Here is a 15,522-nt window from a genome sequence, read left to right on the forward strand (position 1 = left end):
CCACTTCCTAAACCAACCTTTTCTAACCCCTATCTATTCTAACGAAACCAAAAGGAATTTTCTATTATAATGCTGTGAAATCTATTTTTACTAAAATTTAACACAAACAAAGGAAAGGCATATACCCTTCCTTTGTTTAGGTAGAGGCAAACTGAACTTTCCTAACGAAGAAATATATTAACGTGTGTCCAGCACCTAATATAACCAATAAATAGGGAATCACTGTCTCGGCATCAAATATCGAAATTCCTGCTAAAAAGATCAGAATTGAAAATATTCGCCCTGCATTTAGAAAGATTTCTTTGACGACAATATACTCAACTCTCATCTCAGCAGCTTTCCAGCCTCGTCCAATTACATCATAGGTCGTCGAATAATAAGGTACAAGCAATAGCGGGTAGGCAAAGGCTATGATCCCTGCGTAAATTAACAACCTAGTGAACGTGACATCGAAAACAATTAAGAAGATCGCCAAGAACAACGCAATGCCCCCAGTAAGAATTGCTTTTTTTCGCATATTCGGTTTAATCATTCGGGAAACAAAGTAATAGGCGATAAAGGAAATTCCCGAGTTTAACAGCCCATACCCGCCTAGTGCAAGCTCGCTTCCTGTCGAGATAAACACAAATACCGAAATGATAAACACAAAGGTTCCTTCTCTAAGCCCTTGAAAAAAATGGGCGTTCGTAATGAGACGCCAATTTCCGTTGTTCTTTCTTTCAGTTAAAATCCGCTTAAAAAAATATTTTCCATGAGCAGGCCGTCTTTTTAGAGAAAAACTTAAAAACACTGCTACAGAAAATAAGCCTAAGGAAATTCCAAAGATAATCGAATAACCGGTAAACTTCTCTAATTTTGAAATAATGAAACCTGCAGCAATAGGTCCTATCATGCCGCCTACAGAAGATAGGATCCCTTGAAAGCCGTTAAAAAAGTCTCTTGTTTCAGGTTCCGTTATTTCAAATGTCAGCACATTATAGGCCAGCCAATAGAACCCATATCCCATACCAAGAAGTCCGCCAAGAAGTAACAGAAAATCGGAAGCATTTGTCCCTACAGTTAGGACCGTTAAATAAAATAAAGCTAAAAAAATGACACCGATCCTTAATACAATCACTCTGTCAATTTTTTTAGCCCACCTACCTGCTAAAATAAAGGTTAATGGTTGTAATACAACCACCGCTAAGTTATACAGCGCTAGATCATGATATTCACCAGATTGCTTCCACAGGTAAATATTCACAAACGTATTCGACAAAGCCACACTAAGGGAATACAAGCCCCCAATAGTGAGTAATAACGTAAGATCTTTCGTTAATTCCACATCACCAATCAATTTTTTTATTTTAGCCATAAATAAACTCCCCTTTGTATCTAAAGGGTAGTCTCTAACAAAAGAAAGGTGTTTATTCATTTTACCGGGAGGTTTAGGACCTCAAAATAAAAAAGAAAGCAGATAGAAATCTGCCTTCCTTTGTATTTTCTTATTTTGCTGCATTATAGCGCTTAGAAACCTCTTCCCAGTTAACAACATTCCAGAAAGCACCAATATAGTCTGGACGACGATTTTGGTAATTTAAATAATAAGCATGCTCCCAAACATCAAGACCTAAAATTGGAGTCTTTCCTTCCATTAATGGTGAATCTTGGTTTGGAGTACTTGTTACTTCTAATTGTCCATTATTCACTACTAACCAAGCCCATCCTGAACCAAAACGAGTTGTAGCAGCTTTTGCAAATTCTTCTTTAAAGCTTGAATAGCTTCCAAACTTGCTGTTAATCGCCTCAGCTAGTTCACCAGTAGGCTCTCCTCCTCCATTTGGAGAAAGAATAGTCCAGAATAATGAGTGGTTTGCATGCCCGCCGCCATTATTGCGGACAGCTGTACGTGCTGCTTCTGGTACTGCGTCTAAGTTAGAAATAACTTCTTCAACTGATTTAGCAAGAAATTCGCTGTTTCCTTCTAAAGCATTGTTTAAGTTCGTTACATAAGTATTGTGATGTTTTGTGTGATGAATGTTCATCGTCTCTTTGTCAATATGTGGTTCTAGTGCATCATATGCGTAAGGTAATTGCGGTAATTCAAAAGCCATAATAAAATTCCTCCTATGTATTATCATAATTTTTCCACTCTCATTAAATTGAGAATGATTTGAAAACTCTTATTTAAGATTACCAAATTTGGGTAACCCTTTCAAATAATATGCATGAAGCAACATAAGTAATATTCCTATATTAATTTGAGTTTATTCATAAAAAAGCTAAAAGAGAGATTACCGAGGTCCAAAAAGGAAGTTTCGATAATTTGTCAAGAATCTCAACAAGCCAGATATGTCAACGATAAAAGTCATGATTTGCTAGTTTACTGGTACGACGGACTGTTTTGGTTTATTGACTTTAACCCCGACTTTTTATTAAATCAACTTATAGAGAAGATTGGGGTGACATTTTTGAAAGAATTTAATATCAATATCTCTCTTTATAGTCTATTAATTCAAGAGTTTATAGATAAAGAAAATGTTCAAAAAGTTAACGCAGGGACTATTTTGTTTAATGAACGGGACCCTGTCAAACATATTTATATTTTACTTCAAGGAAGTGCAGCCATCGGCAGAGTTCATATGAAAGGAAAAGAATTTATTTTAAAGATTCTTAGCGGTGAAGAGATAATCATAGAATACCAGCTATTCAAACATCAGCCAAAATATCACTTTTATGCTAAAGCGATAACTGATTGTGAACTGCTTATGATTAAGCGCGAAGATTTTGAACAATTTGCCTTAAAACATGAGACGGTAATGAATACGCTAACCTCTTGGCTAAGTACCCGCTATCTTAAGGCACAAATGAAATGTCAGGATCTTTTGATGAATGGTAAAAAAGGCGGCCTATATTCCATCCTTATCCGTCTTTGTAACAGCTACGGGGTAATGACCCCAGAAGGGATTTTGATTGATATACCCTTAACACATCAGGAACTGGCCAATTTGACTTATGGTACGAGAGAAGTTGTGCAAAGGATGTTGAAGGACCTGCGAGAAAAGGACATCCTATCCTATGATCAGCAAAAATTCACGATTAAAAACATCAATTATTTAAAAGAAACGGTCGATTGTCAGAACTGTCCTTTTGAAATTTGCGGAATTAATTAAAAAAAGAGAAAGATTAGTGTGATGACTAATTCTTTCTCTTTTTTTCTTCTAACCTTTAACGGTCGCCTATTACGGCTTCTGCAATATTCACTGCATGGTCTCCGACACGTTCAAGGTTGCTGATAATATCGACAAAAACAATCCCTGATTGACCTGAGCATAGTCCTTCATTTATGCGGAGAATATGCTGTTTCCTAAGTTTTCTTTCCATTTTATCAATCGTTTCTTCTTTCTTAACCACATCTAAGGCAAGCTGACGATCCTTATGATCAAGCGCTTGTACTGCTTCCTGAACGGTTGTTATCGTTAACTCAAACATTTCATCCAGTTCTTTCATTGCTTGATCTGTTAATTTTACTTTGTTCGATTGCTGGTATTCCACTAATTCAAGGACGTTTTCGTAATGATCGCCGATTCGTTCAATATCACGAATTGTGTCAACCAAAATACTGTGTTCTTCTGATTCATTTTCAGATAAAGAACTTGACGCCAGTGCCACTAAATAATCAGTAATTTTTCTGTCTAAATTATTAATGGCATCTTCTAACTGAGTAGCAGTATCTGCGTGTTTTTGCTGCTTTGTTCTTAGATAATTATGCGTCTCTTGTAACCCTAATACAGCAAACTGTCCCATCCTTAGTACCTCTTCCTTTGCTTGACCAAGAGCGATAGATGGGGATTGCTCAATAAATACAGGGTCTAAATGTTTTGCTTTATATTCAATGACAGAGTCCTCGCCAGGAATTAATTTTGTAACAATTAGTGCCAATAAGCCTATAAACCAAAATTGGATTAGAGTATTCGTTACATTAAACGTTCCGTGTGCGAACGCAATCACCATTTCGGGGTTTAAATTTAACACTCGTTCAAACCATTGAATAAGCATTGTAAACGGCTGTAATAAAATCAAGAAAATAGTTGTTCCGATTAAATTAAATAATACATGAGTCGCTGCTGCTCTTTTTGCTGCAACAGAAGCACCGATTGATGCAAGGACAGCGGTAATCGTTGTACCGATGTTATCACCAAATAATACCGGAAGCGCTGCATCTATATTGATAAGCCCTTCTGCGAAAAGACCTTGCAGGATCCCAATTGTTGCACTGGAACTTTGTACAATAACCGTAAATACCGTTCCAATGACAACACCTAATATAGGATTAGAGCTCATACTAACCGTAAGATCATGAAAAGCTTCAAGACTTCGAAGTGGTTTCATACCTGCACTCATTAGTTCTAATCCATAAAACAGGGCCCCAAAACCTAGGACAATTTGCCCGATATTATGTACTTTTTTACTTTTAAAGAAGAACAGCATGATAGATCCTACAGCAAATATTGGCAATGCATATGCACCAATATCAATCCCAATAATGAATGCGGTAATCGTCGTTCCGATATTCGCACCCATAATTACACCAATAGCTTGTCTTAAATTCATAAAGCCAGCACTTACAAGACCGATCGTGATCGCAGTTGTTCCGCTGCTGGTTTGCAGCAATACTGTAACAAAAATCCCAGCCAGAACTCCCATAAAGGGATTCGTTGTGAACCGGTCTAGAATATCTCTTAGTTTATCGCCAGCAGACTTTTGGAGTCCATCTCCCATAAAGCTGATACCAAATAGGAAGATACCCAGTCCACCAATAAACTCAAATAACATTTGTTGAACGTCAAGTTCCAAAACCTTTCAACCCCTAAAAGTAGATTTTTCGACAATTTTCTCGAAACCCTTTTTTATTATGGATTAGAGGGTATAAGAATGTAAAGAATTTATTTATGAATTTTACAATTCCTTAACAATGCTCCTTTATGTTACAAAAAGATTACAAACAATAATTAATATACAAAGTTTACTTCCTTGTACTATGCCGCTAATACAAGCTAGAATAATAAAAGAAATTTAACTGCGGGGGTGTACGATTTGAATATTTTTAAGCAATTAATTGTAAGTTTGTATTCACCAAAACATATTTCTTCTTTTCGTTCCCAAGGAATTGGGAAAACCATTCTATACGTATTTATATTAACGTTTCTGTCTGTCATTCCTACTATTGTTTATTTCAGCACCGCTTTAGTAAATGGAATTAATTTAGCTCAGGAGACTATACAACAGAAACTCCCTTCTTTTCTCATTGAAAACGGTCAACTTACCTCCTCCCATAATGAAACTATTACTATTCATCAGGGGGGATTCACAATTATTTTTGATCCAAGCGGAGACCTAAGCGTCAATGACTTAGATTCTTCGATTGATTCCCTTGCGCTATTACAAAATGAGTTGGCTGTTACAGCTGGAGGAACAATTGATTCTTTTTCATATTCTATGCTAAGCGATATCTCTTTATCAAAGGATGATATGCTCCAATTCGTCGATACGATTGACTCCCTTTTAGTTATTATTATTTCGATTTTTTCGATAGTTATTTATCTTTTTGCTAGCGGAATAAAGTTTATTGGAGTAACGATTCTTGCACTAGTCGGACTCATTCTCAAAAAAGATAACGGCAATACATTGCCTTACAGATACATATGGAGAATGGCTGCTTACAGCATGACCTTGTCAACCGTCTTCTTTATGATTATGGACTTCCTTCATACAGTTGTTCCGTTTGGATTTGTACTTAGCTGGTTAATTTCAGTTTTAGTTTTATACTTAGCACTTAAAGAAATACAAAAGGAACAAATATAATAAAAGACCGGCCACAATCTTTACGTGTGAGCCGGTCTTGATTTTACTTAGATTTTAAATTTTTGCAGGACTTGTATCAGCCTTAGTGTCATATCATTTACGGTTTGAGCTGAAGCAGTTATTTCTTCAATTGTTGCAAGCTGCTGTTCCGCCGATATCGCTACAGTGCGTGAATATGCTGAGTTATCCTTAGCTGCTTCTGTAAGCAATTGGATATTTGCATTCACCCTATCAAAAGAGTTAGTCATCGTCTCAACAAAATCATTGATCGAATTAATCGAGGTGCTGATTACTTCAACGAATTGAGTAAACTCTCCAAAAGATTCTCCTGCCTTATTTACAACCAGTGTTCCCTTTTGGACATCTTTCGTACTTTTGTTCATGGCTTGAATCACATTTTGAGTATCCTCCTGGATTTGAGTGATAACATGAACAATTTGATTTGAAGATTCCTTGGACTGCACCGCAAGCTTTCTAACCTCATCAGCTACCACTGCAAAACCCTTACCATGCTCCCCTGCCCGTGCAGCTTCAATTGCGGCATTGAGAGCAAGCAGATTCGTTTGCTCAGCAATCCTTGTGATTACTTCTGTGATTTTACTGATTTCATTTGAGCGTTTTCCTAAAGTTTCAAGGACAAGAGAAACTTCACGAACAGAATGATTAATTAAATACATTTGATCAACCGCTTGATGAACAACATCATTCCCGTTATTCGCACCGACTGCGACTTGAGTGGCAGAGCTTTCTAATTCATTTATGGACGCAGTCAATGTAACTAAGCTTTTATTCAATTCATTCATCCCTGATCGGATTATAGATAGACCTTGATAAAACAAATGCTACATTTATGAATATGACACCGGCTGCGACCGTAAAGATTATTGTCCATACACTCACTTTATTGCCGCTCGCAATCATGTTGCTGCCCATTAATTCTACTCTTTGTTGTTTTTCTTCCGCCAATGTTTTCATAGCAAGCATGGTTTGTTCTGCTTTAAATTGTTCCGCGCCTAAATTTAAAAATGCCTGTCTTTGTTCTCCTTGTTCATAGACATTCACTACGTTTGCGATAATAATTTCATTCCATTTTGCACCGTCAGCGATTAGCTTTTGTATTTCTGCTTCCGTTTCATCACCTGTTATCCTCACCAACAGCTCCTCTTCAAGAGCTTGGCTGGCTTTCATATTTTCTTGAAACTTATCAATTGAAACTGGCGCACCATCTAATAAATAGTTATTTACAAGCATTAATCTTTCAGCCATATTAAATCGCAGGTTCTGGAGAAGTGTAAGTTCCCTTGAATCCTCTAAGATTAATTCCTCTGCTAATGCATTTGCTTTGACTGTATTTATAATCGAATAAACAGCAAGCCCTCCCGAGACTAACAAGATGGTACAAAAACTAATAAAAATTTTCCCTCTAATCGTCGAAGGAATGAAAAAACCTATTTTTTTAAATTTGCTCCCCACAAATCTTGCAGATATGATCTTTCCGAAATAGTTCTTCCTACTCATTTTATTTGTGATAAATTTTACAAGCCTTTTCAACAAATACATCCTCCCCAATCCTTAGAAGTCATTATGTCAAAACAATATTAAGGAAATGTAAATGCATTGTTATTTTTATGATAATTATACTAGTTCTAAATCACTACCTTTTTCAGGTCTAATCCGTTTTGTACAGGCATATCTATTAGGAAGTGCTCATAATAAGACGGGGAGGAGTTCCTTCATGAAACGTTTTCTTGGACTAGTTGCCTTTATTATTGTTGTATATGTCATTTATTTCGACTTAACCACGGGAACGCTTCCCGTAACGACTAAAGCGATTGCCGAAGAAGAGATAAAGAAAACGGAAGAAGCTGTGAAGAGTGATAACGACAACTTGGATCTGGCTTATTTTGAAAAAGAAGTAAAGAACGGGGATACTGTCTTGTCCATAATCGAAAGTCACTTAAATGATGCTGTGCCCGTTCCTATACAAGATGCAGTAGTCGATTTTAAGAAATTAAACAACGGATTAGCACCAGAGAAGATCCAACGAGGCAAAACGTACAAATTCCCAAATTATCAAGATTTAGCTGATTAATCCATTAAAGACAACAAGTTTCTTGTCAATTTGAACATTTCACTGATACAATAAATTCATATGCATGATAATATGAATACTTCTCGTGCATTTCTTTACATTAAGGCTTTATTATAGGTTGTATATTGTTTTGGGTTTATAACTTACCCTTTAGACCAACATGGTAAATCATATAGCCGAAATAAAAGGAGCGAATCACTGTTGAGTGAAATGATACATCGTACAAAAACACGGCCCGTCAAAGTAGGACCCCTTACCATTGGCGGCAGTAATGAACTATTTATTCAAAGTATGACAACAACTAAAACTCATGATGTCGAAGCAACTGTTGCTGAAATCAAGCGGCTCGAGGAAGCAGGCTGCCAAATTGTTCGTGTAGCATGCCCGGATGAACGTGCAGCAAATGCTATCCCAGAAATAAAAAAACAAATCAATATCCCACTTGTGGTTGATATTCATTTTGATTATAAGCTAGCACTTAAAGCGATTGAAGGCGGTGCAGATAAAATCCGCATCAACCCCGGGAATATCGGTAAAAGAGAAAAGGTAGAAGCAGTGGTAAAAGCTGCTAAAGAAAAAGGAATTCCGATCCGTATCGGTGTAAATGCCGGCTCTTTAGAAAAAAGGATTCTGGAAAAATACGGATACCCTACTGCCGATGGAATGGTAGAAAGTGCTTTGCACCATATCAAAATTTTAGAAGACTTGGACTTCCATGATATTATCGTATCAATGAAAGCATCTGATGTTAATCTTGCAATTGAGGCATACGAAAAAGCTTCAATGGCTTTTGATTATCCGCTTCACTTAGGAATTACGGAATCAGGAACATTGTTTGCCGGAACGGTCAAAAGTGCTGCAGGACTAGGGGCAATTCTTAGTAAGGGACTTGGAAATACATTGCGTATTTCATTAAGTGCCGACCCTGTTGAAGAAGTTAAAGTTGCTAGAGAACTTTTAAAGGTCTTTGGACTTTCTTCGAATGCAGCTACTCTTATCTCATGTCCAACATGCGGCCGTATTGAAATTGACCTCATAAGCATCGCAAATGAGGTTGAAGAATATATCCAAAAAATTAAAGCTCCAATTAAAGTGGCAGTGCTCGGTTGTGCTGTTAACGGGCCTGGAGAAGCAAGAGAAGCCGACATAGGGATTGCAGGAGCACGTGGAGAAGGACTTCTTTTCCGCAAGGGAGAGATCGTCCGTAAAGTGCCTGAGGAAACGATGGTTGAAGAGTTAAAGAAAGAAATCGATCAAATTGCTGCAGAATATTTAGCAAAAAAGGAAGCAGAAGCAGCAGCTGAAAAGGTCTAAATAATAAAGGCTTGGCGAGTATTTCGCCAAGCCTTTTCTTTTCAAGTGCTCCTTCCTTGAAAAGTTCTAGAAAAATGGCACTATAAACATGCCGACAATAATTGATACTGCGCCAAGACCGATCGCCCAGCTGCCAAGGCTCCGTGCTCCTCTTTTTCGAGCTACGAACCCTAACACGATTCCAGCTGCACCAAAAAGAATTGGAGAGACAAACAGAGAAATAATCGACAAGATCAATGCCGCAAAACCAATTCCACGACCAGCAGATTCAGTTTCGCGATTGTCTTCCGCATTATATTTTCTCTCAAATGAAACAGGTGCCGCCATCTCAGCTGCAGTTTCTTCTCTATAATCAGCAGCGCCATAACGTTTAGGTTCCTTACTTGCATAGGTCTGATTATTTTCCATGCTATTACTTCTTTCAGATGAAACAGGTGCCGCCATTTCAGCTGAGGTTTCCTCTAGATAATCCGCAGCACCGTAACGCGTCGTCTCTTCATTCGGTTCAGTTTTACGAAGATCCACTACTTTATTGTTTGTGCGTTCTTGATCTGCCATCATGATCCCTCGCTTTCTTTATGGAGCCTTTATATTGTTTGCTTATATCGTAATTTTACATCTGTAAATGTCTGTCACTTCTCTCATTGTTTTGATAAACTCTTCTATGGAGGGATCAGCATGAAAAAAAAATTCGGCATTGATATTGATGGAACAGTTACTCATCCTGCCACTATTATTCCTTACATGAATAAATCATTTAATGTTAATTTAACCTTAGATGACATTAAGGATTATAATTTGTCCCTATTTCTGGATGTATCAGAGGAAGATTTTTCAAAATGGTGGTTAGAACATGAAGCATTGATTTATTCCGAGTCACCATTAGCAGAAGGGGCCAAAGAGGTGCTAGTACAATGGGGAAAGGAGCATGAACTTTATTTTATCAGTGCTCGAAGTATTCATTTAGTAAAAGAAACCACAGATTGGTTCAAATTGCACGGAATCCCATACCAACATATTGAGCTGCTTGGCAAACATAATAAGGTAAATCAAGTCAAAAAGTATAACCTAGAAATTTTCTTAGAAGATAAACATGACAATGCGGTCATGATTCACGAGGAATGTAAGATTCCAGTAATATTATTTAATACACCCTATAATCAAGACCCTGTTCCAGATGGAGTCATTCGCGTCAATAACTGGGCTGAGGCTCGCTCTTGGATAGAACATTGGCTTAAAACATAAAAAACGGCTTGTCTCAAACAAGCCGTTTATCCATTACACTCAGGGCAGCGTCCGTAAATTTCAAATTTATGTCCTGAAACGTCAAACCCTTTTAGACTTTCTTGTAATTCTTTCATCGGACAAGTCTCAATCTCTTCTGTCTTCCCGCACTCCAAACAAATAAAATGATGATGATGCTCTTTATGTGAACAGGAAATGCGAAAGCGTTTCTCCCCAGACAATTCTGTCATCTCAAGTATTCCTAAATCAACAAACATCGATAAATTTCTGTAAATCGTATCAAAGCTTAATCCTGGATAATCCTCTTTCATACAATCGAGTACTTCTTTAGCTGTTAAATATTTATTGCTGCTCGAGAAAAGTGCCAGCATTTCTTCTCGTTTCCCCGTATGTTTATATCCTTTTTCCTTTAAAATATTTAACGCTTCATTTACGTTCAAAATTTCTCACCTCATTATGCAGGTCTTGCGGAATATATTTTTTTAATAACAATCGTCGCGATCAAGATAAGAACAGCGATCATCACAATCGTTCCACCCGGTGCTAAATCTAAGTAGTAGGACAGAATTAATCCCCCTAACACAGATGTTTCGCCAAACAAAACGGAAAATAGGATTGTCTGTTTGAACCCTTTTGCAAATCTGATGCTTGCGGCCACTGGCAGTGTCATAAGCGATGATACTAGAAGGATCCCCACCACTCTCATCGAAGCAGCGATCACAAGCGCAACCATGACAATGAAAATAAAATGAATTCGTTTAACAGCAATACCAGAAGCTGTAGCATGCTCTTCATCGAAGGACAATAAAAATAATTCCTTATATAAGAGTACGATTAAGGTGATAACAATAATGCTGATAGCTAGAATCACATAAAGATCCATTCTGCTCACAGCACTCACGCTGCCAAATAAATAACCAAATAAATCGGTGTTAAAGCCTTCCGCTAAAGAAATAAAAATCACACCAAGCCCAATTCCCCCAGAAAGGATGATTGGAATCGCCAGCTCTTGATAATCTTTATAAACACTCCGCAGTTTTTCAATTAATACCGATCCAAAAACAGAAAAGATCATCCCCATGTACAACGGATTTAACCCCGAAAATAGCAGGAATTTTTTTTCAATAAATAGACTTGCCGCAATTCCGGCTAGTGTTACGTGGCTAAGTGCATCTGCAATAAGGGATAAACGTCGGACAACAATAAATACACCGAGCAAAGGAGCAATAATCCCAATTATAGCCCCTGTCAAAAAGGAATTTTGTAAAAACTCATATTCAAATATCGCTTCTATCATCGCTTTACTCCTTCATGGTGATGATGATGCTCATGCGTAAGAAGATTTACATCATAACCATAAAACTCTGACACTCCATGTTCTTGGAAATGTTCAAATTCATGTGAATTCCCGTGAAAATACAAATGCTTATTTAGGCATGCCACATGGGTGACCTTATTCGAAATGGTTCCTATGTCATGAGTAACTAACAGCAATGTAATACCGAGATCTTTATTTAATTGTTCAAGCATTTCGTAAAATGACTGAACGTGCTGTGCATCCACACCTACGGTCGGTTCATCTAATATCAGAAGTCTTGGATCACTGACAAGAGCCCTTGCAATAAACACCCTTTGCTGCTGCCCGCCAGATAAATCACCAATATTTCGATTGATAAATTTCGTTAAACCAACCGATTCAATCGCTTCAAAAACTTTTTGTTTGTCTCCACTGGTCAAGAACTTAAAAAGTCCAACCTTTTTCGTGAGGCCGCTCGCCACCACCTCATAGACCGTCGCAGGAAAACCCGTGTTGAAGGAATTTGCTTTTTGTGAAACAAATCCAATTAAATGCCGTTCTTTAAAGCGATTAATGTCTTCGCCAAACACTTTTATTTCTCCTGTTTGGACTTTTAGAAGTCCTAATATAAGCTTTAACAGCGTCGATTTACCGGAACCGTTTGGTCCAACAACCGCTAAAAATGCTCCCGAAGGAATGCTCAAGTTAATGTCTTCAAGGACATTCTCTTTCTCATAACGGTAGTATAAATCATGTATTTGAATAATGGGTTGATCTGTATTCAAAACTATCACCTAATTTAAAATGGAATCATTACGATTTAACAAAATGAGTATACAGGAATTGGTTGTTAAAGTAAAGAAATGAGCCTCACTTTTTAAGCAGGGATACGTTCTCCCCATTTTAGTTAAAAAATTTCCGTCACGAATGTATTTCACACCACATAGGTTAAAATTGAGGTGGTGAAAGTATGAAAATTTTTGAGAACATTATCAATCACAAAATTAACACCATAACAGGTGATGAACTAATTAAATACGGAAACCAGTTTCAAATTTCCATAACAAAAAGCCAGGCCAATAAAATAGCGTCATACTTAAGAGGAAGACATGTAAATATTTTTAATGACACCGAGAGAGCAAAACTCATCAAAGAAATAGCCAAAATCGCAGGTCCAGAAACAGCCAAATCCGTAAACCAAATATTCATCCAATTCACAAAATAGGTACCAGGTACCTAAAAAAGACACTGTCCGCCTCAGGTGTACAAAGGAGCAAAAAAAAAGCTGACTCCAATGAATCACTTAATAGTGTAGTTGGAGTCAGCTTTTTCTATCCTGCTGTGATTGCTTCTAATAAATTTTCATTAAATTCTTTTGAACGAAGCATTTCAATTTCGTGTTTATATGGCGGTTTTTTATCCTTCTTATCTTCACCTACAAAAGGCGTTTCCAGGATTTTAGGAACGTCGGCAAGCTGTGGGTGATGGACAATGTAGCTTAATGCTTGAAATCCAATATGACCAAAGCCGATGTTTTCATGTCGGTCTTTTCTTGCTCCCTTTGTATTTTTACTATCATTGATATGCAATACCTTCAAGCGGTCGATCCCGATTATTTTATCAAATTCTTCGAGAACCCCATCAAAATCTTCAACGATATTATAACCTGCATCATGCGTATGACAAGTATCAAAGCAAATGGACAATTTCTCATTATGTGTGACGCCATCTATGATTTGCGCCAGCTCCTCGAATGACTTTCCGCATTCAGATCCTTTTCCTGCCATGGTTTCAAGAGCAATTTGCAGATTTTCCTTTCCAGTTAAAACTTCGTTTAAACCTTCAATGATCCTTTTTATTCCAACCTCTTCTCCTGCCCCAACATGTGCTCCAGGATGAAGAACAATTTGTTTTGCTCCAAGCGCCTCCGTCCGTTCAATTTCACTTGTCAAAAATCGTACCCCTAAATCAAACGTATCTGGATTTGTTGTATTTCCAATATTAATAATATACGGAGCATGAACAACAATCTCATCTATGCCATTTTCCTGCATATGAAGACGTCCTGCTTCAATATTCAAATCCTCAATTTTCTTTCGTCTCGTGTTTTGGGGTGCACCAGTATAAATCATGAATGTATTAGATCCATAAGATACCGCTTCTTCACTGGCTGCTAACAGCATCTTTTTACCACTCATCGAAACATGTGAACCAATTTTAATCAAGAAACATCTCTCCCCTGCCGCTCTATTTCTTTTTTATCCGCTTTTGTCTTTTCTTAAATTTATCCACTTCTTGCTGCATTTTCTTTTTATAACCCGGTTTTACTTTTTTCGGTTTTTTAATCACGCTTCTAGCTGCAACATCCACTTCGTCGATGACGCGTTGACGTTTTTTTCGCTTATTGCGATCACCAATCTCAACCAATTCATCTTGTTGGAGATCTACATGCTTAAATTCAATTCCTAGTTTTTCTAAACGGTTCAAAGCATCCTCATCCGACGGGTCATAAATCGTCAATGCCGTTCCTGAGAACTCAGCTCTGCCAGTTCGTCCTACACGGTGTACGTAAAAATCCAGGTCTGTCGGCAGTTCATAGTTAATGACATGACTGACACCTTCAATATCAATCCCTCTTGCAGCTAAGTCTGTTGCTACAATATATTGAAACTCCAAATCTTTAATTTGCTTCATCATCTTCTTACGTTCTCTTGGGGATAGGTCACCATGAATCCTGCCGACTTTCATCCCCTTACTGACTAATGCATCAGCCACCTCATCCGCCATTTTTTTCGTGTTTGTGAACACAATCGCTAGATAAGGATTTAAGATCGATAACGATTCGAAAACCAGATTCTTTTTATTACGATGTCTGGAAGGAATGAGCAAATGATCAATTTTGACTGCTGTTAGCTGCTTTGGTTCAATATGAATAAATGCTGGGTTTTCCATATACTTTTTTAAAAACGGTTTTAATTTTTCTGGGATGGTAGCAGAAAATACGAGCATTTGCAGTTTTTCCGGCATTCTAGAGGCAATCTGATCAATATCCTCAATAAAGCCCATATCCAGCATCAAGTCTGCCTCATCTACAACCAGCTTCGCAGCTCGATGAACAAATAGCGCCTGTTCCTTTACTAGGTCATTGATTCTGCCCGGTGTCCCTACAACAATATGCGGCTGCACTTTAAGCTTTTCGATCGTTCTTTGTTTATCTGTTCCGCCTATGTAACAGCGTGTCATAATTTGTTCGTCTTCGCCTGCCAGCTCTGTAATTTTTAAAATCTCATGATATATTTGATCCGCTAACTCCCTCGTAGGAGCTGTTATAACAGCTTGTACTTCCTTTTTCGCTGGCACAATCTGATCTATGATTGGAAGAATATAGGAATGTGTTTTTCCTGTTCCTGTCTGGGATTGACCAATCGCACTTTCCCCTTTAAGGACTAAGGGGATGAGCCTTTCCTGTATTTCTGTCGGTTCAAAAAAACCGATTTTTTTTAATGCATCCATTATAAATGGTTTTAACTGATATTCCTGAAATTTTGCTCCAGTCATTGAACTGCTCCTTCGTAATTGTTTTCCACAAGTCTAAATTATAATAAAGTTTCGTTTAAAGCGCCACTTATGTCCATTTTCACCAATACCTTACTACTTTATAGCAAAAATTCATGATATCCGCAAAAACCTAAACCAATTAACTAAAAGTGCATAAGTTAATAAGAGTGAG

17 protein-coding genes are annotated in these 15,522 nt (G+C 37.5%); 6 read left to right on the forward strand and 11 right to left on the reverse strand.

Annotation, left to right across the window (positions count from 1 at the left end; genetic code table 11):
* Positions 1-136: 136 nt before the first annotated feature.
* Both CZ487_RS19680 and sodA read right to left on the reverse strand, forming a co-directional pair.
* The gene (locus tag CZ487_RS19680) at positions 137-1,354 is read right to left on the reverse strand and encodes an MFS transporter (RefSeq protein ID WP_077213984.1); all 1,218 of its coding nucleotides are present in this window, start codon (positions 1,352-1,354) and stop codon (positions 137-139) included.
* Positions 1,355-1,484: 130 nt separating this feature from the next.
* The gene (gene sodA / locus CZ487_RS19685; RefSeq protein WP_077213985.1) at positions 1,485-2,093 is read right to left on the reverse strand and encodes a superoxide dismutase SodA; all 609 of its coding nucleotides are present in this window, start codon (positions 2,091-2,093) and stop codon (positions 1,485-1,487) included.
* Positions 2,094-2,450: 357 nt separating this feature from the next.
* On the opposite strand from sodA, the gene CZ487_RS19690 reads away from it, so the two are divergent.
* Positions 2,451-3,152, forward strand: a complete 702-nt coding sequence (locus CZ487_RS19690; RefSeq protein ID WP_084783338.1) for a Crp/Fnr family transcriptional regulator — start codon at positions 2,451-2,453, stop codon at positions 3,150-3,152.
* 55 nt (positions 3,153-3,207) lie between these two features.
* Here CZ487_RS19690 and CZ487_RS19695 read toward each other — a convergent pair whose 3' ends face one another.
* Positions 3,208-4,836, reverse strand: coding sequence for a Na/Pi cotransporter family protein (locus CZ487_RS19695; protein WP_202617859.1), 1,629 nt, complete (start codon positions 4,834-4,836; stop codon positions 3,208-3,210).
* A 240-nt stretch (positions 4,837-5,076) separates the two neighbouring features.
* On the opposite strand from CZ487_RS19695, the gene CZ487_RS19700 reads away from it, so the two are divergent.
* Positions 5,077-5,844, forward strand: a complete 768-nt coding sequence (locus CZ487_RS19700; protein ID WP_077213986.1) for a DUF1189 domain-containing protein — start codon at positions 5,077-5,079, stop codon at positions 5,842-5,844.
* Positions 5,845-5,891: 47 nt separating this feature from the next.
* On the opposite strand, the gene CZ487_RS19705 is transcribed toward CZ487_RS19700, so the two are convergent.
* Positions 5,892-6,638, reverse strand: coding sequence for a methyl-accepting chemotaxis protein (locus tag CZ487_RS19705; protein WP_077213987.1), 747 nt, complete (start codon positions 6,636-6,638; stop codon positions 5,892-5,894).
* Position 6,639: 1 nt separating this feature from the next.
* A complete protein-coding gene (locus tag CZ487_RS19710; RefSeq protein ID WP_077213988.1) occupies positions 6,640-7,395 on the reverse strand; it encodes a CHASE3 domain-containing protein in 756 nt (251 codons plus the stop codon).
* 184 nt (positions 7,396-7,579) lie between these two features.
* Here CZ487_RS19710 and CZ487_RS19715 point away from each other — a divergent pair, with 184 nt between their 5' ends.
* Both CZ487_RS19715 and ispG read left to right on the forward strand, forming a co-directional pair.
* The gene (locus CZ487_RS19715; protein WP_077213989.1) at positions 7,580-7,936 is read left to right on the forward strand and encodes a hypothetical protein; all 357 of its coding nucleotides are present in this window, start codon (positions 7,580-7,582) and stop codon (positions 7,934-7,936) included.
* A gap of 210 nt (positions 7,937-8,146) precedes the next feature.
* On the forward strand, positions 8,147-9,250 hold the full coding sequence (gene ispG / locus CZ487_RS19720) for a flavodoxin-dependent (E)-4-hydroxy-3-methylbut-2-enyl-diphosphate synthase (RefSeq protein ID WP_161949691.1): 1,104 nt from the start codon (positions 8,147-8,149) through the stop codon (positions 9,248-9,250).
* 66 nt (positions 9,251-9,316) lie between these two features.
* Here ispG and CZ487_RS19725 read toward each other — a convergent pair whose 3' ends face one another.
* Positions 9,317-9,811, reverse strand: coding sequence for a DUF4190 domain-containing protein (locus tag CZ487_RS19725; RefSeq protein ID WP_337189759.1), 495 nt, complete (start codon positions 9,809-9,811; stop codon positions 9,317-9,319).
* Between the two features lie 117 nt (positions 9,812-9,928).
* Here CZ487_RS19725 and CZ487_RS19730 point away from each other — a divergent pair, with 117 nt between their 5' ends.
* Positions 9,929-10,495, forward strand: a complete 567-nt coding sequence (locus CZ487_RS19730) for a 5' nucleotidase, NT5C type (protein WP_077213991.1) — start codon at positions 9,929-9,931, stop codon at positions 10,493-10,495.
* Between the two features lie 26 nt (positions 10,496-10,521).
* Here the strand turns inward: CZ487_RS19730 and CZ487_RS19735 are convergent, their stop codons facing one another.
* The 3 genes from CZ487_RS19735 to CZ487_RS19745 are packed head-to-tail and all read right to left on the reverse strand — an operon-like array spanning position 10,522 to position 12,577.
* A complete protein-coding gene (locus tag CZ487_RS19735; RefSeq protein WP_077213992.1) occupies positions 10,522-10,935 on the reverse strand; it encodes a Fur family transcriptional regulator in 414 nt (137 codons plus the stop codon).
* Positions 10,936-10,949: 14 nt separating this feature from the next.
* Positions 10,950-11,792, reverse strand: a complete 843-nt coding sequence (locus tag CZ487_RS19740; RefSeq protein WP_077213993.1) for a metal ABC transporter permease — start codon at positions 11,790-11,792, stop codon at positions 10,950-10,952.
* Positions 11,789-12,577, reverse strand: a complete 789-nt coding sequence (locus CZ487_RS19745) for a metal ABC transporter ATP-binding protein (RefSeq protein WP_077213994.1) — start codon at positions 12,575-12,577, stop codon at positions 11,789-11,791. Before CZ487_RS19745 ends, CZ487_RS19740 begins: the two co-directional genes overlap by 4 nt.
* A gap of 185 nt (positions 12,578-12,762) precedes the next feature.
* Between CZ487_RS19745 and CZ487_RS19750 the strand changes: the two genes are divergently transcribed.
* Positions 12,763-13,017: a DUF2624 domain-containing protein gene (locus tag CZ487_RS19750; RefSeq protein ID WP_077213995.1), complete on the forward strand. Its 255-nt coding sequence runs from the start codon at positions 12,763-12,765 to the stop codon at positions 13,015-13,017.
* A gap of 106 nt (positions 13,018-13,123) precedes the next feature.
* Here CZ487_RS19750 and CZ487_RS19755 read toward each other — a convergent pair whose 3' ends face one another.
* Entirely contained in the window at positions 13,124-14,017 is an 894-nt protein-coding gene (locus tag CZ487_RS19755; protein WP_077213996.1) for a deoxyribonuclease IV, read from the reverse strand.
* Between the two features lie 22 nt (positions 14,018-14,039).
* Positions 14,040-15,350: a DEAD/DEAH box helicase gene (locus CZ487_RS19760; protein WP_077213997.1), complete on the reverse strand. Its 1,311-nt coding sequence runs from the start codon at positions 15,348-15,350 to the stop codon at positions 14,040-14,042.
* Between the last annotated feature and the right edge of the window lie 172 nt (positions 15,351-15,522).

Origin of the sequence: Robertmurraya dakarensis (genome assembly GCF_900156875.1) — a bacterium.
GTDB classification, from domain to species: Bacteria; Bacillota; Bacilli; order Bacillales; family Cytobacillaceae; genus Robertmurraya; species Robertmurraya dakarensis.